The organism is Streptomyces sp. NPDC003036 (assembly GCF_040611175.1).
Classification (GTDB): Bacteria; Actinomycetota; Actinomycetes; order Streptomycetales; family Streptomycetaceae; genus Streptomyces.
The window spans coordinates 18,762-38,158 of the sequence record NZ_JBEXNO010000016.1 but is presented as its reverse complement, the minus strand read 5'-3'; the positions used below and the strand labels follow the sequence as shown (position 1 = coordinate 38,158).

Here is a 19,397-nt window from a genome sequence, read left to right as displayed (position 1 = left end):
GACGCCGGCGGAGGGGGACGTACATGCGGGACGCGTACGCGCAGGAGGCCCGGCTGCGGGAGGGCCATCGCGCCGAGGCGGAGCGGCTGTTGGCGCGCGCCGTGGAAGAGGAGGTGCGGCGCTCGGGCGGGCGGGCCGACGCGGCGGTGCTGCTGGCGAGGGGGCGGGCGGCGCTGGAGGGGATGGCGGCGGGCGCGGTGGAGGAGTACACGGCGTACGTCCGGGCCCTGGACGCCCTGGAGGAGGCGGAGGCGGGGCGGCTGTCTCTCGGCGCGCGGCTGCGCGGGCCGACGGTGAGCACGTCCGCGCTGGTCACGGTGGTGGCGGCGGCCGCCGCCGTGGGCGCCGACCTGGCGCTCGGCACGGCGCCGGGCACCGCGCTGGGCGCCGGCGCGGTGGTGGCGGTGGCGGGGGCCGCGGCGACGGTGCTGAAGGTGACGGCGGGGCACTGGCCGGCCGCGCACCGTAGGGCGGGCGCGCTGGGTCAGCCGGGCGGCCCGGAGCAGCTGCGGCTGCAGTGGCTGACAGCGCTGGAGGTACGGGGCATCCGGCCGTTCCTGGACCAGCAGCGGATGCTGGCCGCGGCCGCGCTGGAGAAACCGGAGCCGAAGGCGGTGCCGCTGCGCGGGCTCGACCGCAGCGCCATCGCCCGGCGGCGGGCCGCGCTGGAGCAGTCGTACGGGCAGCTGCCGGAGCCGGACGCGCCGTTCGCGGGGCGGCGGGGCGAGCTGGAGCTGATCGAGCGCTGGGTGCGCGCGGCGCGGGCGGCGACGGAGACCCGGCCGACGGTGGTGGTGCTGCACGGCGAGCCGGGCGCGGGCCGCACCGCGCTGGCCGTGCGGGCAGCGCACCGGCTGCGGGACCTGTTCCGCGGGGCGTGCCTGGTGGACCTGCGCGGCGCGGGCGGCGACGAGCCGCCGCTGGCGACGCGGGACGCGCTGCTGAACCTGCTGAACCGGCTGGGCGCGCCGCGCGAGCAGCTGCTGCCGCGCGAGCGGGCGTCGGCCGAGCAGCAGGTGCGCAGGCTGACCGAGCTGTACCACCAGCACCTGGCGGGGCTGCCGGTCACGGTGGTGCTGGACGACGCGCACGACCCCGCGCAGGTGCGGACGCTGATCCCGGAGCGGTCCGAAGGCCTGGTGCTGGTGACCGCGCGCGAGCCGCTCGACCTGGGCGAGGACGTGCCGGCGTGGGTGCACCACCTGCCGGTGGGCGGCCTGGACGAGGCGGGCACCGAGGAGTTGCTGCGGGGCGCGGCGGCCGAGGGCTCCGAGCCGGGCCCGTACGACGCCGAGGCCACGGAGCGGCTACGGCAGCTGTGCGGCGGGCTCCCCCTGGCGCTGCGGGTGGCGGGTTCCGCGCTCGGCACGCGCCCGGCCGCGGAGGCGGCGCGGCTCCTGGAGCGGCACCCGGGCGGCCCGGGAGGCCCGGTCGAGCGGGCCCTGGGCGTCTGCTACACCACCGACCTCTCCGACGACCAGCGCCTGCTGCTGCGCCGCCTGGCGCTGGCGGGCCGCGCCTCCCTGGGGGCGGCGGCCGCCGCGGCGCTGCTGGCGAGGGAGGAGGCGAGTGAGCCACAGGGGCGCGCGGGCGTCGAAAGAGAGAACGCGCGGAGGGGCGTGAGGTACGAGCGACCCGAGCACGATCGACCGTCGACGCCCGCTGAGGCGCCCCGGAGGCGAACCGAGCCCTCAGAAGAGGACGCCCGGCAGCGGCTCCGGGAGCTGGCCCGGGCGGGGCTGCTGGACCAAGTGCGGGGCGACCGGTTCCGGCTGCACGACGCGGTACGGGCGTTCGCGGCGGCGCGGCTGCGCGAGGAGGAGGACGCGGCGGACATCGCGGCCGCGCAGGAGCGGCTGATCCGCCACTACGCGGAGCTGGCCGACGCGGTGATCCGCATGGTGGACGGCAAGATGTCGACGCGCGCCGGCCACGGAGGCCGCTTCGACGGGCACGGCTTCCCATCGCTGGACGCGGCGCTGCGCTGGCTGGACGACGAGTCGGGGTTCATCACCGCGGCGCTGCGGCAGGCGGAGGGCGTCTCCCGGCAAACGGTGCTGGACCTGCTGGGCGCGCTGTGCGACTACTGCCTGCTGCGCGGCGACCTGTACCGGCTGGGCGAGCTCCAGCAGCTGACGGAGGAGGTGGACCAGGGCCTGCTGGTCCGGTCGGTGCGGTGGCGCACCGGTATCGCGGCGCGCCAGCTCGGCGAGCTCGACACGGCGCGTACGACGCTGACGTCGGTGGTGTCGCTGTACCAGGAGGCGCGGCAGGACGCGGGCGCGGCGCTGGCGCTGTGCTCGCTCGGCATCACGCTGCACCACCAGGGCAACCTGCCGGAGGCGGCGGCCCGGCTGCGCGAGGCGCTGGAGCTGCAGGCCGCGCCGGAGCTCGCGGCGGACCGGGCGTGGACGCTGCACGCGCTGGCGGCGGTGGAGCGGGACCGGGCGAACCTCGCCGAGGCGCTGCGGCTGTTGGACACCTCCCTGGCGCTGCACCGCGAGAACGAGTCGCTGCACGGTGAGGCGTGGGCGGACTTCCAACTGGGCCAGGTCCGCCTGCGGATGGGCGACGTGGAGCGCGCCGAAGCAGCCCTGCGCACGGCCCTCGACCTGTACGGCCGCACGCACGACGACCGGGGCGAGGCGTGGGCGCTGACCCAGCTGGGCCGGGCCCGGCTCGTGGCCGGCGACGCGGGCCCGGCGGTGGACCAGCTGCGCACGGCGCTGGCACGCCACCGTGACAGCGAGGACGTACGCGGCGAGGCCTGGACCCTCTACTACCTGGGCCAGGCGCTGGAGGAGCACGGCGACACCGACGAGGCGGTCCGGCACCTGGAGCGGGCGCGCGCGATGTTCTCGCGGATGCGGGACGTCTACGGCCTGGCCTGCGCCCGCCACCACGCGGGCCGCCTCACCCGCGACCAGCGCGCCGCGCAGACCGGCAACCTGCGCAACTCGGGCTTCGCCCGTCAGCTCCTGGTGGACGCCCGCGCGGACTTCCGCCGCATCGGCGTCTCCCACGGCGAGGCGTGGACCTCCCTGGAACTGGCCATCATCGACGCGGGCAACAGCCGCGCCCCGCAGGCGCTGGCCCTGTGCGACGAGGCGGCGGCCTTGTTCGCCTCGTACGACGACCGCCGCGGCGCGGACTGGGCCCGCTTCCTGCGCTGCACGCTGCTGCCGTACGCCTCCCCCGGCGGCGTGGAGGTCGGCACGGTCGTCGCCCAGCAGGAGCTGTCCGAACTGCTGGACACCAAGCACCCGTCCCGCGACCCCAAACTGTCGGACTGCCTGACGGCCTGGTCACTGGTCCTGGAACGGGGCATACGTCTGGAGGCCCCTTGGCAGCCCTGGCCCCTGGGCCTCACCCCGAACCGGCACGCGCGGGAGGTGATGGGCGTGCCGGTGGAGACCGCGCGGGGCTGACCGCTTGCGCGGCGGCCACCACGACTGGGACGCTCGAATCCGGTGCCCGGCTCTGGCGAAGGGGGGACGGAGTGAGGGACCCGCAGCCCTTACCCCTGCCGAATGATCCGGTGCCCTTCGTCGGGCGCGCGGAGGAAGCCGCCCGGCTGCGCGAGGTGCTGACCCGGCCCGGACACCATGTGGTCCTGCACGGGCAGCCGGGCGTGGGCAAGTCGGCGCTGGCGTACCACCTCGCCCGCGAGGCGGCGCGGGTCACGGGGGCGCCGGTGTACCACCAGTCCTGGTCCGGGTACCCGGAAGTGACGCTGGTGCGGCTGCTGGGGCAAATGGGCGTCTCCCGGCGGGTGTTCATGGGGATCCTGCACCTGACGGGTGCGGCAGCACTTGACTCCGCGAGACTGCTGTTCGCCCTGCCTCCCGCCGGGCGGCGGGCACTCGTGGTGGTGGACGACGTACCCACGCCGGCCGCAGGCCGGGAACTGCTCGCCGCTCTCAAGGGGACGCGCCTCTCCGCCGTCTTGACGTGCCGGGAAGGCGGCTGGAACGCCGGCCCTCAGGTCCTGGCGCATCATGTCGAGCCTCTCGGCTCGACGGACAGCCTCAGCTTGGCGGGCCTGCCGGCCGAGGTGGGACCGGAGTTGGCGCAGTGCACCGGAGGGGTGCCGCTGTACGTAAGGATCGCCGGGGAACTGCAGCTGCCCTTGCCTGAGGCGCGCGAGGCGCTGGTGCGTCAGGCCGTCGCACCGCTCGGCCGGAGCGTGCGCGGGGCGCTCCGCCAGCTCACGGCAGCGGGGGCGACCAGCTTCTCCGTCGAGACGTTGACCAACCTCCTCCTCGGCTCGCAGGTGACGTACACGGGGAGAACGAAGCGGCTGCTCGAGCGGCTGGCAGCAGCTGGGCTCGTGACGCGGGCGCACTCGCGAACCTTCGTACTCTCCTCGGCGCTGATCGATGTGCTGGACCAGGACGAGCCGCAGAACACTGGCCTCGCCATCCGCCGGTACGAGGAGGTACTACGGAAGCTGATCACCACCGCACCCGCCACCGGGCGGAGAGCTCTCGGCGATGAATATCTCGACTGGATCGTCGCCCATCCATCGAAGGCGAACGCTTTTACCGCCCGCTTTTTCGAGCACGACCAGCTGGCGGCGCTCCTGTGGTTCACCGGCCGGACTGAGGATCTCCCTCCGGGCGTGCGGAACAGCCTCTTCCTGGTTGGTGCCGACGCCGCCCGCGAGGTCGGCTGTACCAGTACGGCTCGGGAGTTGCTGCGCAATGCCATACCGAGCTGCGAATACGCCGTGCTCGAACACCACTCCGGCAACCTGAAGGGAGCACTGGAGGCGCTCGACACCGCCCGGCGTGCGAGCGGCTACGACGAGCACCGCTTGTTGACCGTCCAAGGATCCATCCTCATCGACCAGGGATTTCCCCACCAGGCACTGGCCGTTCTGGAGCAGGCCGCGCACGTCCACGGAGTCGGCGACTCGTTCCCTTGGCTCATCGAACAGGCCCGGCTGCACCTCCTGCTCGGTCAGGCCGACGCGGCCCGGACAGCGTTGACCGCCGCCCGGGCATGCGCCACCGAGCGCGACAGTGGCCTGCTGCTCACCCAGGAGGGACGGCTCCTGCTGCTCAGCGGGCGGCAGGGCGAAGCCCTCACGAAGTTCCGAGACGCGCTCGCCGCCTATGAGGCCGCGGAGAACCCCCGCGGTGAAGCCTGGGCCCGCCACTACATCGGCCGCGCCCTGGACGCGCCCTTCTCTGGGCAGGCACAGACGGAACTGCTGCGCGCCCTCGACATCTTCCGGGGCCTGCCGGACGAGTTCGGGACGGCGTGGACACTGCACCACCTCGGCCTGCTGGCACGCTGGACTGATCCGGACGGCGCCGCCCGCGTGCACCTGCACCAGGCTGAGCAACTGTTCACGGAGATCGGCTGTCCGCACGGCAGCGCGTGGACCGCACTGGAGCTGGGCCTGCTGGACACCCTCGGCCCGGGGGGCGACAGGGCGCGGGTGCGGGCCACGAGCCGGTTCGGTGCCGCCGCGCATCTGTTTCGCAGCATGGGCGACGAGGCCGGACTGCTCTGGACGGCTTATGCGGAGACCGCTCTGACCCCGGGCCAGGGGGACGACCCCGTGGTGTTCCTCCGAGAGCTGGCGGCACGGAGGGTTCCCTCCCGCCACCACATCGAGAACCTGATCGGCGACTGGCGCCTCTGGCACGACGAGCCCAGCCGCACCCCCTACCTCCTGCCCCGCCGCGCCCGCGACACCATCACCACGAGCGACCACCCGGCCTCCGGGACCGGTCTCCCCACCGACTGCCACGTCCGGCTCACGCTGCTCGACGGCCCCACCGGCACGGCGATCCTGCTGCGGGTCGTCCCCGGTGACCTGCATCCGTGGGGGTCGGCCGGCCGCGGGGGCGTGCCCTGGCTCACCGCCGTCGCCACACCTCTCACCCGTGGGGACATCGAACCGGCCACGGGCCTGGTGCGCCCCTCCGACCAGGAGTCCGACGGGGCGGAGTTCCGGTTCACCCCTCATCGCCCGGGCATCCACCGGATCCGTTTCACCATCGCGCACGAGTCCACGGGGACGGTGCTCCAGCAGGTGGAGACCGAGATCGACATCGCCGACTCGGCGTCCGGACCTACCCCGACGGCCTCGGACCCCGCACACGTACGGGGGTTGTGAGCGCGTGGCCACCGAGCTCCCCGTCCGCATCGTCCAGAACCCGAGCCGCCACTTCACCCGTGTCCAGGACCTGGTGGTCCAGGGCCCCGACGTCATCGTCGGCTTCGACCTCTGCGGCGAGGACCGCATCAGGGCCCGGCTCTACGGGCGGGGTGTGCCCGCGCTGAAGGGCACCGAGCACAAGGCCGACCTGGCCGCGAAGCCCGGGGAGGTACGGGCGGCCGCCGCGCGGCTGGCGCGGCTCTGGCAGGAGCTCTTCGTCGGCTTCCGGCCCGGCACCGGCGACGGGAGACCGGCGCCCGGCCGCCCCGAGCTGCCGTACGCCGTGCTGACGGACCTGAGCGGGGAGCCGGAGGACGAGCTCCACGCGGCGGTCGAAGAGCTGGCCTGCGCCGGAAGCGATCTGCTCCACCACACGCTGCTCGGCGGAACCGGCCGTCAGGTCGAGCTGTTCCGCGAGTTCCTCGTCCACACGCTGGCGGACGACGGGCTGCGGATCCGCTTCGACTCGGACCTGTTCATTCCGTGGCCGATGCTCAGTCTGCTGCCGTCCGACTTGGAAGACCAGCGCGACGAGGACCGGCGCGACGGCTTACCGGGGCTGTTCGACCGGTTCCTCGGCTACCGCCACCAGATCGAGCAGACCGGCGGTTCGTATCCGTGGCTGGGCCACCGCCCCGAGCCTCCCCACCTGCCGGTGGTGAGCCTCAACCACGACACCGGCATCGACCGGAGGGCCGCCACACGGGCGGCGGAGGTGGCGTCGCTCCTCGCCCGCGGGACGACGTTCGTCGAGCGCACGACGCGCCGCGAGCTGGTGGCCGCGCTGTCGGACCCGGACCTCTCCGACCAGCTGATGTATTTCTGGTGCCACGGCTCGTTCCTGCCGAACGGCGCCGAGGCGCCCTACCTCGCCGTCAGGCTCAGTGACTCCTCCACCATCGACGCCCAGCTGGTTCGGGAGCGGCGCAGGAGTTTCGGGGACGGCACCCCGTTCCAGCCGTTCGTGCTGCTCAACGCCTGCCACGCCGGGGTGCCCGAGGGGGACGTCGACCGGGCGTTCCTCGGCCGGGCGCTGATCGAGCACGGGGCACGCGGCGTACTCGGGCCGCAGATCGCGATGCCGCAGCCCTTCGCCGCCGAGTACGCGCTCGCCTTCCTGCCCCGCTATCTCGGTGGCGGCGAGACGGCCGGCGAGATCGTCCACGCGCTCGCCCGCCGGTTCGCCGACGAGTTCCGCAACCCCCTCGGGTTCGCGTACGCGCTCCACTGCGGCATGGACGCGCGTCTGGAGCGCGCCCACATCTCCGCGGCGGGTCAGGACCAGGAGGTCGCCGTATGACACCCGACAACACACTCCGTGTCGTCGACCTCGACGAGACCGGATGGCTGCTCGACGGCGGCCGGCCCGTACCCGCCGACCGGCTCGACGACCACTTCGCGGCCGAGCTCACCCCGCCCGCCTGGGCCACGGACATCTTCGTGTACGTCCACGGCTGGCGTACGAAGCCGGCGTCGGCCCTCGACGCCGCCCGGCGGCTGGGTGCCCTCGTCGCGGAGCGGCTGGCGGAACGCCCCGCCTCCTACCCGCGGCTGGCAGCCGCCTTCGCCCCGTGGACGGTGCTGGTCCGCTGGCCGTCCCGGGCGGGCTACCGCACCACGCGCGACCGGGCCCATGCCATGAGCACGGCGGACGGCGCCCACGCGGCCCGCGTCATCGGGCACCTGCTGGGATACGTGGACGCGCACCGCGCCGATCCGACGGCGGCCCCCGTCCTGGCGAACCGGGACGGGCAGTACCTCCACCTGGTGGGCCACTCCTTCGGCTGCCGGTTCCTCTGCGAGGCGGTGCAGTGGGCGGCGGAGGGCGCGCCCGGGGCCACCCTCGGCTGGTCCCGTACCGGACCGCCGGACCGGCCGTTCACCGTGGACGGCATGCTGCTGTTCCAGATGGCCGCGCCCCGCGACGCCTTCGCCACCACCTTCACCGCGCTGGCCGCCGCGCCGCTGCGCGGCCCGGTCGTCGCGACGTACGCGGAGCGCGACTGGGCGACCGGCCTGTGGCACCGCATCGCCGAGAAGCGGCGCGGCATCGGCAACCAGGGCATCGGCACCGCACCCGAGCCGGTGTCCCAGGTGCGGATGCTGCCGCCGGACCAGCCGTACGCGAAGAGGGACCTCGACCACTGGTTCGTCAGCGTCGACGCGGGGTCCGTGTTCGTGAACGGCCACGGCCCGGCGGGCGCCCACTCCGACCACCTGCGCCCCGAGTCCGCGCACCTGCTGCTGTCGCTCGCCGAGCACGCGCGCTGAGCCGGCGGCCGCCGACGGTCCTCCTGCCCCGCCGCCAGTTGCCCGCCGCTAGTTGCCCGCCGCTAGTTGCCCGCCGCCGCGCCCTTGGCCGCCTTCGCCTTCGGCGCCGCCGCCTCCGGCTCCGGGGCTTCCTCGAAGTCGACCTTGCCCATGTGGCGGTTCATCGACTTCATCAGCATCCACACGGCCACGGCCATGACGGCGAAGACGATGAAGCCGAGGACGCCCGGGGTGACCTTGTTCTTGTCGAATTCCTGGGCGGCGATCGGGACGAGCTGGGTCAGTGCCTGGTGTGCGCTCATGTCAGGCATTGTCCCGGATGCCCGCGAAGAGGTCGTCCTCGGGGAGGGAGGTGTCGACCAGCGACTTGGCGAGCTCGTAGTCCTCGGTGGGCCAGACCTCCTTCTGGATCTCCATCGGGACGCGGAACCAGCCGCCGTCCGGGTCGATCTGCGTGGCGTGGGCGATCAGCGCCTTGTCGCGGGTCTCGAAGAAGTCGGCGCACGGAACGTACGTGGTCAGCGTCCGCTCGGCGCGCTGGAACTCCTTCCAGCGCTCCAGCCACTCGCCGTACGGCGACTCCAGACCACGGGCGAGGAGCGCCTCGTGGAGCGCGACCGTGCGCGGCCGGTTGAAGCCCTGGTTGTAGTAGACCTTCAGCGGCTGCCAGACGGGGCCGAACTCCTGCTCCGGGTACTTCTCGGCGTCGGCCGCGCCCTCGAAGGCCACCATCGTGATCTTGTGGGTCATGATGTGGTCGGGGTGCGGGTAGCCGCCGTTCTCGTCGTACGTCGTGATGACCTGCGGCCGGAAGGCGCGGATGGACTTCACCAGACGGCCGGCCGCCTTGTCGACGTCCTCCAGGGCGAAGCAGCCCTGCGGCAGCGGCGGCAGCGGGTCGCCCTCGGGCAGGCCGGAGTCGACGAAGCCGAGCCACTCCTGCCGGACGCCGAGGATCTCGCGCGCCTCGTCCATCTCCTTGCGGCGCACCTCGTGGATGTTCTCCTCGATGTACGTGTCGCCCTGGAGCTTCGGGTTGAGGATGGAGCCGCGCTCGCCACCGGTGCACGTGACGACCAGCACGTCCACCCCCTCGGACACATACTTGGCCATCGTGGCCGCGCCCTTGCTCGACTCGTCGTCGGGGTGGGCGTGAACGGCCATCAGTCGCAGCTGCTCGGTCAAGACTCGATCCTCGGTGAATAGTCGGCGTGGGGCGGCTTCTATAGTGACGGAATCGGCGCACGGAAAATTCCGTCGTCCGGCGTACGAGAGGACCGATCATGAGCGCGGTGCGGGAAGGGCTCCCCGAAGGCCGTTACGGCCGCTCGGCGGACGAGCGCGCCGACCGCGGGCTCAAGGTCCTCGGCGCCGTGCTGGGCGCCGCGCTGCTCGCCATGGTCGGCTGGTTCGGGTACGACTACGTCGCCGGCCAGAAGATCAGCGCCGAGGTGATCAAGTTCGACCTCTCCTCGGAGGACCGGGTCGCGGTCCATTTGGAGGTCCGCAAGGAGCGGGACGCCCGGGGCTACTGCACCCTGCGGGCCCTCGCCGAGGACGGCGGCGAGGTGGGCCGCAAGGAGGTCCGCTTCGACGGGGCCGCGACGCGGCTCGACGAGATCGTCACGGTGCGTACGACGGCGGAGGCGACCAGCGCCCAGTTGCTCGGCTGCACCTCGGAGTAGCCTGAAGTAACTGGAACGGCCCTGTCCGATTCTGCGCTGACCTGCGACGACGCAAAATAAGTGACGTTCGTCCTCCCCCTTTCCCCACGAAATTGTTAGGCTCGTGGTTTCGCCCATCCAGGAAGGCAGAATGCTTCTGGGTAGGGCGTTGCTTTGTATCCCAGTACCGACGAGGAGCACCTGTGACCCAGACCAGCGAGAACGTCACCTGGCTCACCCAGGAGGCGTACAACCAGCTCAAGGCCGAGCTGGAGTACCTGTCTGGTCCCGCGCGAACCGAGATCGCCGCGAAGATCGCGGCTGCGCGCGAGGAGGGCGACCTGCGCGAGAACGGCGGGTACCACGCGGCCAAGGAGGAGCAGGGCAAGCAGGAGCTGCGCGTACGCCAGCTGACCCAGCTGCTGGAGCACGCGAAGGTCGGCGAGGCTCCCACGGAGAGCGGTGTCGTCGCGCCCGGCATGGTGGTCACCATCGCGTTCGACGGCGACGAGGACGACACCCTGACCTTCCTCCTCGCCTCCCGCGAGTACGCGAGCTCCGACGTCGAGACCTACTCGCCGCAGTCGCCGCTCGGCACGGGCGTCAACGGCAAGAAGGTGGGCGAGGACGCCCAGTACGAGCTCCCGAACGGCAAGAAGGCGTCCGTCAAGATCCTCGACGCCAAGCCGTACCAGGGCTGAGCCCACGCTCATCGACACGAGGGGCCGGGCCGCGCGAGACGCGGCCCGGCCCCTTTTCGTACGCCCCCCGTTTTCGCACGCCCCGCCCTCAGGCGGCGGCCGACCGGTACTTGCGCACCGCCAGGGTCCGGAAGACGGCCAGGATCAGCAGCGACCACAGCACCGAGGCGAGGACCGGGTGCTGCATGGGCCAGGCGTCCGAGACCGTGAAGCCCGGCGGCAGGTTGCCGAAGAGCTCCCGGCACGCCTGCACCGTGGCGCTGAACGGGTTCCACTCGGCGATGTGGCGCAGGAACGTCGGCAGCTTGTTGGCGTCGACGAAGGCGTTCGAGATGAACGTCAGCGGGAACAGCCAGATCAGACCGCCGGACGTGGCCGCCTCCGGGGTACGCACCGAGAGGCCGATGAGGGCGCCGATCCAGGAGAACGCGTACCCGAGCAGGAGCAGCAGGCCGAAGCCGAGCAGCACCTTGCCGATGTTCTCGTGGACCCGCCAGCCCACGATGAGGGCGACGACCGCCAGGACGACCAGCGTGAACGTGGTCTGGACGAGGTCGGCGAGCGTCCGGCCCGTGAGGACCGCCCCGCGGGCCATCGGCAGGGACCGGAACCGGTCGATGAGGCCCTTGTGCATGTCGTCGGCGATGCCCGCGCCGGCGCCCGCGGTGGCGAACGTGACGGTCTGGGCGAAGATGCCGGCCATCAGGAACTCGCGGTACGCCCCCGGCGAGATGGTGCTGCCCACCTCGATCGAGCCGCCGAACACGTACGTGAACAGCACCACGAACATGATCGGCTGGATCAGCCCGAAGATGACCATCTCGGGAATCCGGGACATCCGGATCAGATTCCGCTTGGCGACCACCAGCGAGTCGCCGACCGACTGGGCCATCCCACCGCGCGGGCGGGGCGCCGGGACCTTCGGGGCGTCGGAGAGGGTGCTCACTTCACGGCCTCCTTCGCGGCCTCGGTGTCGTCGTCCCCGCGCTCGGCGGCGTGGCCGGTCAGCGAGATGAACACGTCGTCGAGGGTGGGGCGGCGCAGGCCGATGTCGTCGATCTCGACACCGTGCGTGTCCAGCTCGCGGATGACCTCGGCGAGCAGCTTGGCGCCGCCGGTGACCGGCACCGTCAGCTTGCGGGTGTGCTCCTCGACGGCGACCTCGCCCTTGCCGAAGCCCCGCAGCACCTCGCGGGCCGGGGCGATCTCGTCGTGCCCGTGGACGACGACCTCGACGCGCTCGCCGCCGGTGCGCGCCTTGAGCTGGTCGGAGGTGCCGCGCGCGATGACCTTGCCGTGGTCGACGACGCAGATGTCGTGGGCCAGGTGGTCGGCCTCCTCCAGGTACTGCGTGGTGAGCAGCAGGGTCGTGCCGCCGGCGACGAGCTCCTTGATGACCTCCCACAGCTGCTGGCGGTTGCGCGGGTCGAGGCCGGTCGTCGGCTCGTCCATGAACATCACGGGCGGGGAGACGACGAGGGCGGCGGCGAGGTCGAGGCGGCGGCGCATGCCCCCGGAGTACGTCTTCGCTGGGCGGTCGGCGGCGTCGGCGAGGTTGAACCGGTCCAGCAGCTCACCGGCGCGTATCTTCGCCGCCTTGGCGGACATCTGGTACAGCTGCCCGACCATCTGGAGGTTCTCGCGGCCGGTGAGGTACTCGTCGACGGCCGCGAACTGCCCGGAGAGACCGATGGAGCGGCGGACTTCGTTGGGGTGCTTGAGCACGTCGATGCCCGCGACGACTGCCCTGCCGCTGTCGGGCCTCAGGAGCGTGGTGAGCACGCGCACGGTGGTGGTCTTGCCGGCGCCGTTGGGGCCGAGAAGCCCCAGGACCGTCCCCTCGGGGACGTCCAGGTCCACGCCGTCCAGAGCCCTTACGTCGCCGAAGGTCTTCACGAGACCCTCGGCATGAATAGCGCCTGGCATGTGGGTTCTCCCGTTGGCAGGTGCGAGTGGTGGGTCGGGCGTACCAAGACGTACTACCCGAGCGTAGGGACGCCGAGGTGGTCGCGCTCGGCGAACATGACAACCCGCTCACCGTAACGCGATACATCGCGTTTGCTCAACCCTTTTTGCCGGCCGCACTCGCGATGGGTATCGCGATATACGGCGCCCCGCGCACCCGCGCGCCCCCGCCCCTCACTCCATGACCACGTACCCCGCGTCCCGCAGCGCCGCCCGCACCTCCTCGCAGTGCTCCGGCCCCTTGGTCTCCAGGTGCAGCTCCACCTCCACCTCCGTGAGCCCGAGGCGGGGATCGGTGCGTACGTGGCCCACGTCGAGGACGTTCGCGTCCACCACCGACAGCACCCCGAGCATCGTCGCGAGCGCCCCCGGCCGGTCCGTCAGCCGCAGCCGCAGGCTCAGGTAGCGCCCGGCCGCCGCCATGCCGTGCCGCAGGATCCGCTGGAGCACCAGCGGATCGACGTTCCCGCCCGACAGCACCGCGACCACCGGCCCCTGGAAGGTCTCCGGCGCGCTCAGCAATGCCGCCACCGGGCTCGCCCCGGCCGGCTCCACGACCATCTTCGCCCGCTCCAGGCACAGCAGCAGCGCCGACGACAGGGCGTCCTCCGAGACCGTACGGACGTCGTCGACGAGGTCGTCCACGATCGCGAACGGCACGTCGCCGGGGCGCCCCACTTTGATGCCGTCGGCCATCGTCGGCGCGGTGTCCACGGCGACCGGGCGGCCGGCCCGCAGGGAGGGCGGATACGCGGCCGCCGCCTGCGCCTGCACCCCGATCACCTTCACGTCCGGGCGCAGCGCCTTGACCGCCGTCGCGATGCCCGCGACCAGGCCGCCGCCGCCGACGCCCACGAGGATCGTGCGCACCTCCGGGCACTGCTCCAGGATCTCCAGCCCGACCGTGCCCTGCCCGGCGATGATGTCGTGGTGGTCGAAGGGGTGGATGAAGACCGCGCCCGTCGCCCGCGCGTACTCCTGCGCGGCGGCCAGCGTCTCGTCGACCACGTGGCCGTGCAGCCTGACGTCGGCGCCGTACTCCCGGGTCGCCGCCACCTTCGGCAGCGGAGCGCCGACCGGCATGAAGACCGTGGAGCGCACGCCCAGCAGGGAGGAGGCGAGGGCGACGCCCTGCGCGTGGTTCCCGGCCGACGCGGCGACCACCCCGGCCGCCCGCTCCTCCGGGCGCAGCCCGGCGATCCGCACGTACGCCCCGCGCAGCTTGAACGAGCCCGTCCGCTGGAGGTTCTCGCACTTCAGGTGTACCGGGGCCCCCACCAGCTGCGACAGGTGCCGGCTGCCCTCCAGGGGGGTCATCCGGGCCACGCCCGACAGCATCTTCTGCGCCCCGCGGATGTCGTCCAGGATGAGCGGGTGTGAGGGGTGTGGCGTACGGAAGCTCATGACCGCCAGTCTCGCAGCTCACACCACGGCTCACATCACCGCTCACCCCGGCGCTGACGCCCTGCCGCGCCGCCGCCGCACCGCCGCTCATCACGTTTGTGCAGCACTGGTACGGACTCGCGCGGGTCCGCGTACTCTGTCCCCCACCAACCACCACCACCGCACGAGAGAGCCGCAGCCATGCCCACGTCCCAGGACATGACGACTGATCTTCACCAAGGCCTCCTCGATGCCCTCCAGCACGAGGTGGCCGTCTTCGCCCGGCGGGCGGAGCAGACCCGCCTCGGCGGCACCGGCCAGCTCCGCAACTCGATGGACCGGGCCGCGTACCTGCTGCTCAACCGGCTCGACCGGGAGGGCCCCATGGGCGTGAAGGCGCTGGCGGCCGGGATGGGCATCGACTCGTCCACCGTCACCCGCCAGGTGGCGCCGCTGGTGGACACCGGCCTGGTCAAGCGCACCTCGCACCCGGAGGACGGCCGGGCGGTCGTGCTCCAGCTGTCGCCGCGCGGACAGGCCCGGCTGGAGGAGGTCCGCTCCTCGCGGCGCGAGCTGATGGCCCAGGTGACGGAGGGCTGGACGGAGGAGGAGCGCGAGTCGTTCTGCACGCTGCTCACCCGGTTCAACTCGGCGCTCTCGGCGCGCCAGGCCGGACTGCCGCCCGTGGAGACGCCCGCGGCGGCGGCCTCCCCGGAAGAGGACGCGACGGAAGCCTCCCCGGCCTCTTGACCCGGCCGTGCGCACGGCCTCATATGAGGACGTGCGACAGCGGCGGCGGGCGACGGCACGGCGAACACCGGCCCACCGCGCCCGCGAGTTCGAGGCGTTCGTCGCGGGCGCGGCCGGCCGGCTGCTGCACGCCGCCACGCTGCTGACCGCCGAGCCGCCCGCCCGCAACCCGCGCGCCCAGGAACTCCTAACCGCCGCGCTGGCCGCCACGTACGCCCGCTGGGACCGGCTGCGCGGCGAGGACCCGTACGACATCGCCCGCCAGGAGCTGACGGAGCGGTTCGCCCGCACGGCATGGCGCTCCCCCCGCGCGCGGGACGGCCTGCTGTCCGCGCTGACCCCTCGGGAGCGGCTCGTCCTCGTCCTGTGCCTGTACGAGGGGATCGGCGAGGAGCGGACGGCCGCCCTGATGGACCTGCCGGTCGAGCGGGTGCGGGCCCTCTGCACGCGTGCGGTCCGCGCGATGCGGGCACGGGCACGGCGTCGCGACGGCGGCGCCGCGACGGCCGGGCGGTGACGGCGCCGTGATCGACCCCGCGAAGGAGGCCGAGGTCCGGCGGATGCTGCAGGCCCCGCCGCGCCCGCGGGTCCCGGCCGACCTCGCAGCCCGCGCGGTCGAGCGCGGCACCCGCAGGCTGCGCCGCGCTCGCCTGCTGCGGCGCACGGTGTGGCTGCTGCTGTGCGCCGCGCTGACCGCGTTCGCGGTGTGGGCGTCGGCCGTGGAGCCCTAGGGTCTTTCGTTTGGATCAGGCTGGCCCACAAGATCCGTACGAGAGGCCCTAGGCGCCCTGCCGGTCAGGCCGGATCTAGCCGAGCGCCTGGCGCAGGTCGGCCAGGAGGTCGTCGACGTTCTCGATGCCGACCGACAGTCGCACCAGGTCCCCCGGGACCTCCAGCAGCGAACCGGCCACGCTCGCGTGGGTCATGCGGCCCGGGTGCTCGATCAGCGACTCGACGCCGCCCAGGGACTCGCCCAGCGTGAACAGCTTCGCGCGGTTGCAGACCTCGACCGCCGCCGCCTCGCCGCCCGCGACGCGGAAGGAGATCATGCCGCCGAAGTCGCGCATCTGCTTGGCGGCGACCTCGTGGCCGGGGTGCTCGGGCAGGCCGGGGTAGAGCACCTGCGTCACCTTCGGGTGCCGGGTCAGCATCTCGGCGACGCGGGCGGCGTTGGCGCTGTGCCGGTCCATCCGGACGGCGAGGGTCTTGATGCCGCGCAGCACGATCCACGAGTCGAAGGGGCCGGCCACCGCGCCCATGGCGTTCTGGTGGTACGCCAGCTCCTCGCCGAGCGCCTCGTCGGCGGTCACCAGGGCGCCGCCGACGACGTCGGAGTGGCCGCCCATGTACTTGGTCAGCGAGTGCACGACGACGTCGGCGCCGAGCGCCAGCGGCTGCTGGAGGTAGGGGCTGGCGAAGGTGTTGTCGACGACGAGCTTGACGCCCGCCGTGCGGGCGACGTCCGCGAGGGCGGCGATGTCGGTGATGCCGAGCAGCGGGTTCGAGGGCGTCTCGACCCAGATCGCCTTCGTGCGGTCGGTGATCGCGTCCCGTACCGCCGCCGGGTCGGAGGTGTCGGCGACGGACCACTCCACGCCCCACCGGGCCACGACCTTCGCGAACAGGCGGAAGGTGCCGCCGTACGCGTCGTTCGGGATGACCACGTGGTCGCCCGGAGCGAGGAGCGCGCGCAGCAGGCAGTCCTCGGCCGCGAGACCGGAGGCGAAGGCCAGGCCGCGGCGGCCGCCCTCCAGGGCCGCGAGGTTCTCCTCCAGGGCGGTACGGGTGGGGTTGGCGCTGCGGCTGTACTCGTAGCCGCCGCGCAGGCCGCCCACACCGTCCTGCTTGTAGGTGGAGACCTGGTAGATGGGCGGGACGACCGCGCCGGTCAGCGGGTCGGCGGTGTTGCCCGCGTGGATGGCGCGGGTCTCGAAGCTCTGGTGCGTGTGCTCGTCGCTCATGCACCCCGAGCGTAGTCGGGCCCGCGGTGGAGCGGAGGCCACGCCGCCGCCGGGTCCGGACCGGCCGGGTCCGGACTGTCGGTGGGGTCCGCGACAATGGGCGCATGGAGATTCTCTGGTTCCTGTTGGCGGTCGGTCTGATCGGCGTGGTCCTGGCGTCGTTCCTGTCGCGCCGCCGCGGCGGCATCCGGCTGGTCGACCCGGGCGCGCCGGACGCGGCCGACCCGAGCGCGTACGGCTTCGTGCGCCAGGAGGAGCTGGACGTACGCCTGCCGGGGCCCGACCAGGACCTGGTCGACGTGCTGGACGTGGTGCAGCGGACGCAGGACTGGCGGGCCGCCTCGCAGCTGCTGGCCGGTACGGACAAGGACAGCGAGGTGCGCTGGCAGCGCGTGCAGGCGTTCGCGGGGGCGGCGGCGCTGGAGCTCCAGCAGCAGCCGGGCACCGGGGGCGCGTGGCTGCGGGCGTGGCGGGCCGAGAAGCCGAAGGACCCGGGCGGCGCGGCGGTGCACGCGGAGTTCCTGGTGCAGCAGGCGTGGCGTTCGTCGTCGGCCGGCACGGACGACTTCCGGATCATCCTCGAAGAGGCGCGCACGGTGAGCGGCGAGGCGGCGCTGCTGGCGCCCGGCGACCCGGTGCCGTACATCATCGAGCTCGCCGTCGCGCGCGGGCTCGGATACAGCCACGAGCAGTTCGACCAGGTGTGGGCGAAGATCATCGACCGGGCGCCGCACCACATGGGGGCGCACCTGGCGGCGCTGCACTTCTGGTGCGAGAAGTGGCACGGCTCCCGCCGGGACGCGGACCAGTTCGCCACTGCCGCGGCGGCCCGCGCCCCGCGCGGCTCGCTGCTGGCCGCGCTGCCGCTGTTCGCGGTCTTCGAGCACCTCCCCGAGGTGGCGCTGGTGCGGGACTTCTACGGCACCGAGGTGGTCTCCAAGGCCATGGAGGGCGCCCTGTACGCCGTGCACTCGGCCCGCCCGGACGACCCGATGCTGGCGCACGTGCGCCATCTGCTGATCCACTTCCTGGTGAGCTCCGAGCGCTGGTCGGAGGCGATGCACCAGCTGGTGCACGTGGACGGCCACGTGGGTGCCCTGCCGTGGACGCTGAGCGAGGACCCGGCGGCGCAGTACGCGATATTCCGGGCGCTGGCGGTGGCGGGCTACGAGGCGAACGGCGGCAGCCCGGCGACGCTGCCGCACTGACGCGGACGGGGGTGGCCAGGCCGGGCCACCCCCGCTTCTACGGCAGGCGTCAGAACGCTATCTCGCGGCGGTCCCAGTCCCAGTCGACGCCGCTCTCGCGCAGCCGGGCTGTGCCGTTGTTGGCGTACAGGTACAGCAGCGGATCCTCCAGGGCGTACAGGTCGTTGGAGCCGTCTCCGTTGGCGTCCCCGACGGCGAAGACGCGGCTGAACTTCTTCCAGCTCGTACCGATCAGCTTGCGGGGGCCCAGGGTGCCGGTACCGCGGCCCGGATAGAGCCAGAGGTTGCCGGACGAGTCGCGGGCGACGAGGTCGTTCCGGCGGTCGCCGTTCATGTCACCGGCGCCGACGAGCGCGGTCATGGACTGCCAGCCGCTGGAGCCGATCTTCTGGCGCGGGCCCACGGTGCCGGCCGCCCTGGCCGGGTGCAGCCACAGCGCACCGGTGGAGTCCGTGGACACCAGGTCGCCCTTGCTGCCGTCGCCGTTGAAGTCGCCCACGGCGGTGAGGTGCTTGAGCGACTGCCAGCCGGTGCCGATCTGGACGCGCCGCTTGAGCCCGCCCGCGCCGTTGCCCGGATACATCCACAGCGCGCCGGCGGTGTCGCGGGCGACGATGTCCTCCGCGCCGTCGCCGTTGCGGTCCCCGTGGCGCAGGAGCGCGGTCATGGACTGCCAGCCGGTGCCGAGGCGGGTGGCGGTGGAGTCGCCGCGCTGCAACCACAGGTTGCCGTGGACCGAGCGGAAGAGGAGGTCGGTGGTGCCGTCCGCGTTGAAGTCGCCGAACTCCTGCGGTCCGCGCTCGCTGGATTCGGACGGCGAATACCACGGCATGTACTCCAGGCCGGTGCCGCACTCGTGCTGGGTGCGGGCAAGGCGGAAGGAGCTGACGTTGTTGTCGAGGTAGCTGTTCTCGTCCTTGATGTGCTCGAACCCGTACGCATAGTCCTCATTGCCCGCCTGGAGCGCCACGTGGCGGACGGAGTCGGAGTACTCGTACCGCGGCTGGCTGTAGACACAGGCGTACAGCCCGGTGCGGTTGCGCATGCCGGACGCCTTGTTGTCGAAGGTGCCGAGCGTGGCCGTGCTGCCGCTGTACGTGGCCATGGTGCCCGTACCGTCGACGTTGTCGAACAGGCAGAACTTCCCCTGCGGGCAGCGGTCGTACCCGGACGCGGCGTGCGCGCTCGGGACGGCCGTCGCCAGCACGCCGAGCGCGGTGAGCGCGGCGGTGGCCGCCGCGCGCAGGGAAATACGCAGGTTGCGCATGTGGTGTGTGCCCCCCTGTGGCAGTGAATGCGCGTCAGGTTAGCCCCACGGATCT

At 72.8% G+C, this 19,397-nt stretch carries 17 protein-coding genes; 10 read left to right on the top strand and 7 right to left on the bottom strand.

What is annotated here, in order from left to right; translation table 11 throughout:
• The first annotated feature begins 23 nt into the window (after positions 1 to 23).
• The 4 genes from ABZX67_RS14180 to ABZX67_RS14165 all read left to right on the top strand — a co-directional run bounded on the left by ABZX67_RS14180 (position 24) and on the right by ABZX67_RS14165 (position 8,443).
• On the top strand, positions 24 to 3,428 hold the full coding sequence (locus tag ABZX67_RS14180; protein WP_355358984.1) for a tetratricopeptide repeat protein: 3,405 nt from the start codon (positions 24 to 26) through the stop codon (positions 3,426 to 3,428).
• A gap of 110 nt (positions 3,429 to 3,538) precedes the next feature.
• The gene (locus ABZX67_RS14175; protein ID WP_355358981.1) at positions 3,539 to 6,130 is read left to right on the top strand and encodes an ATP-binding protein; all 2,592 of its coding nucleotides are present in this window, start codon (positions 3,539 to 3,541) and stop codon (positions 6,128 to 6,130) included.
• A 4-nt stretch (positions 6,131 to 6,134) separates the two neighbouring features.
• The gene (locus ABZX67_RS14170) at positions 6,135 to 7,472 is read left to right on the top strand and encodes a CHAT domain-containing protein (protein WP_355358978.1); all 1,338 of its coding nucleotides are present in this window, start codon (positions 6,135 to 6,137) and stop codon (positions 7,470 to 7,472) included.
• On the top strand, positions 7,469 to 8,443 hold the full coding sequence (locus ABZX67_RS14165; protein ID WP_355358975.1) for a hypothetical protein: 975 nt from the start codon (positions 7,469 to 7,471) through the stop codon (positions 8,441 to 8,443). The genes ABZX67_RS14170 and ABZX67_RS14165 overlap by 4 nt, the downstream gene beginning before the upstream one ends.
• 62 nt (positions 8,444 to 8,505) lie before the next feature.
• On the opposite strand, the gene ABZX67_RS14160 is transcribed toward ABZX67_RS14165, so the two are convergent.
• Together ABZX67_RS14160 and mca are read right to left on the bottom strand one after the other, a co-directional pair.
• Positions 8,506 to 8,745 (bottom strand): hypothetical protein, encoded by a 240-nt coding sequence (locus ABZX67_RS14160; protein WP_355358972.1) that lies wholly within the window; start codon positions 8,743 to 8,745, stop codon positions 8,506 to 8,508.
• A 1-nt stretch (position 8,746) separates the two neighbouring features.
• Entirely contained in the window at positions 8,747 to 9,628 is an 882-nt protein-coding gene (gene mca / locus ABZX67_RS14155; RefSeq protein WP_355358970.1) for a mycothiol conjugate amidase Mca, read from the bottom strand.
• A gap of 98 nt (positions 9,629 to 9,726) precedes the next feature.
• Between mca and ABZX67_RS14150 the strand changes: the two genes are divergently transcribed.
• Positions 9,727 to 10,128, top strand: a complete 402-nt coding sequence (locus ABZX67_RS14150; RefSeq protein ID WP_355358968.1) for a DUF4307 domain-containing protein — start codon at positions 9,727 to 9,729, stop codon at positions 10,126 to 10,128.
• Positions 10,129 to 10,310: 182 nt separating this feature from the next.
• Complete coding sequence (gene greA / locus ABZX67_RS14145; RefSeq protein WP_355358966.1) at positions 10,311 to 10,808, top strand: transcription elongation factor GreA; 498 nt, start codon at positions 10,311 to 10,313, stop codon at positions 10,806 to 10,808.
• A gap of 88 nt (positions 10,809 to 10,896) precedes the next feature.
• Here the strand turns inward: greA and ABZX67_RS14140 are convergent, their stop codons facing one another.
• The 3 genes from ABZX67_RS14140 to ilvA form a co-directional block, all read right to left on the bottom strand.
• On the bottom strand, positions 10,897 to 11,700 hold the full coding sequence (locus tag ABZX67_RS14140; protein WP_355359276.1) for an ABC transporter permease: 804 nt from the start codon (positions 11,698 to 11,700) through the stop codon (positions 10,897 to 10,899).
• Between the two features lie 50 nt (positions 11,701 to 11,750).
• The gene (locus ABZX67_RS14135) at positions 11,751 to 12,734 is read right to left on the bottom strand and encodes an ATP-binding cassette domain-containing protein (protein ID WP_355358964.1); all 984 of its coding nucleotides are present in this window, start codon (positions 12,732 to 12,734) and stop codon (positions 11,751 to 11,753) included.
• A 213-nt stretch (positions 12,735 to 12,947) separates the two neighbouring features.
• Positions 12,948 to 14,177, bottom strand: a complete 1,230-nt coding sequence (gene ilvA / locus ABZX67_RS14130) for a threonine ammonia-lyase (protein ID WP_355358962.1) — start codon at positions 14,175 to 14,177, stop codon at positions 12,948 to 12,950.
• Positions 14,178 to 14,357: 180 nt separating this feature from the next.
• On the opposite strand from ilvA, the gene ABZX67_RS14125 reads away from it, so the two are divergent.
• The 3 genes from ABZX67_RS14125 to ABZX67_RS14115 are packed head-to-tail and all read left to right on the top strand — an operon-like array spanning position 14,358 to position 15,637.
• A complete protein-coding gene (locus ABZX67_RS14125; RefSeq protein ID WP_355358959.1) occupies positions 14,358 to 14,906 on the top strand; it encodes a MarR family transcriptional regulator in 549 nt (182 codons plus the stop codon).
• A 31-nt stretch (positions 14,907 to 14,937) separates the two neighbouring features.
• Positions 14,938 to 15,423 carry a sigma factor-like helix-turn-helix DNA-binding protein gene (locus ABZX67_RS14120; RefSeq protein ID WP_355358956.1) on the top strand — a complete coding sequence of 162 codons (486 nt, stop codon included), beginning with the start codon at positions 14,938 to 14,940 and terminating at the stop codon, positions 15,421 to 15,423.
• Between the two features lie 7 nt (positions 15,424 to 15,430).
• On the top strand, positions 15,431 to 15,637 hold the full coding sequence (locus ABZX67_RS14115) for a hypothetical protein (RefSeq protein WP_355358953.1): 207 nt from the start codon (positions 15,431 to 15,433) through the stop codon (positions 15,635 to 15,637).
• A 75-nt stretch (positions 15,638 to 15,712) separates the two neighbouring features.
• On the opposite strand, the gene ABZX67_RS14110 is transcribed toward ABZX67_RS14115, so the two are convergent.
• Positions 15,713 to 16,867, bottom strand: coding sequence for a cystathionine gamma-synthase (locus ABZX67_RS14110; RefSeq protein WP_355358950.1), 1,155 nt, complete (start codon positions 16,865 to 16,867; stop codon positions 15,713 to 15,715).
• Between the two features lie 104 nt (positions 16,868 to 16,971).
• Here ABZX67_RS14110 and ABZX67_RS14105 point away from each other — a divergent pair, with 104 nt between their 5' ends.
• Complete coding sequence (locus tag ABZX67_RS14105) at positions 16,972 to 18,075, top strand: hypothetical protein (RefSeq protein ID WP_355358947.1); 1,104 nt, start codon at positions 16,972 to 16,974, stop codon at positions 18,073 to 18,075.
• A 49-nt stretch (positions 18,076 to 18,124) separates the two neighbouring features.
• Here the strand turns inward: ABZX67_RS14105 and ABZX67_RS14100 are convergent, their stop codons facing one another.
• Positions 18,125 to 19,342: an FG-GAP-like repeat-containing protein gene (locus ABZX67_RS14100; RefSeq protein WP_355358944.1), complete on the bottom strand. Its 1,218-nt coding sequence runs from the start codon at positions 19,340 to 19,342 to the stop codon at positions 18,125 to 18,127.
• Positions 19,343 to 19,397: the final 55 nt, after the last annotated feature.

Excerpts from the sequence above, each read along its gene's own strand:
- ABZX67_RS14180 (WP_355358984.1), top strand. The coding sequence starts at position 24 with ATGCGGGACGCGTACGCGCAGGAGGCCCGGCTGCGGGAGGGCCATCGC.
- ABZX67_RS14165 (WP_355358975.1), top strand. The coding sequence starts at position 7,469 with ATGACACCCGACAACACACTCCGTGTCGTCGACCTCGACGAGACCGGA.
- ABZX67_RS14160 (WP_355358972.1), bottom strand. The coding sequence starts at position 8,745 with ATGAGCGCACACCAGGCACTGACCCAGCTCGTCCCGATCGCCGCCCAG.
- ABZX67_RS14150 (WP_355358968.1), top strand. The coding sequence starts at position 9,727 with ATGAGCGCGGTGCGGGAAGGGCTCCCCGAAGGCCGTTACGGCCGCTCG.
- ABZX67_RS14140 (WP_355359276.1), bottom strand. The coding sequence starts at position 11,700 with ATGGCCCAGTCGGTCGGCGACTCGCTGGTGGTCGCCAAGCGGAATCTG.
- ABZX67_RS14135 (WP_355358964.1), bottom strand. The coding sequence starts at position 12,734 with ATGCCAGGCGCTATTCATGCCGAGGGTCTCGTGAAGACCTTCGGCGAC.
- ilvA (WP_355358962.1), bottom strand. The coding sequence starts at position 14,177 with ATGAGCTTCCGTACGCCACACCCCTCACACCCGCTCATCCTGGACGAC.
- ABZX67_RS14125 (WP_355358959.1), top strand. The coding sequence starts at position 14,358 with ATGCCCACGTCCCAGGACATGACGACTGATCTTCACCAAGGCCTCCTC.
- ABZX67_RS14110 (WP_355358950.1), bottom strand. The coding sequence starts at position 16,867 with ATGAGCGACGAGCACACGCACCAGAGCTTCGAGACCCGCGCCATCCAC.
- ABZX67_RS14105 (WP_355358947.1), top strand. The coding sequence starts at position 16,972 with ATGGAGATTCTCTGGTTCCTGTTGGCGGTCGGTCTGATCGGCGTGGTC.
- ABZX67_RS14100 (WP_355358944.1), bottom strand. The coding sequence starts at position 19,342 with ATGCGCAACCTGCGTATTTCCCTGCGCGCGGCGGCCACCGCCGCGCTC.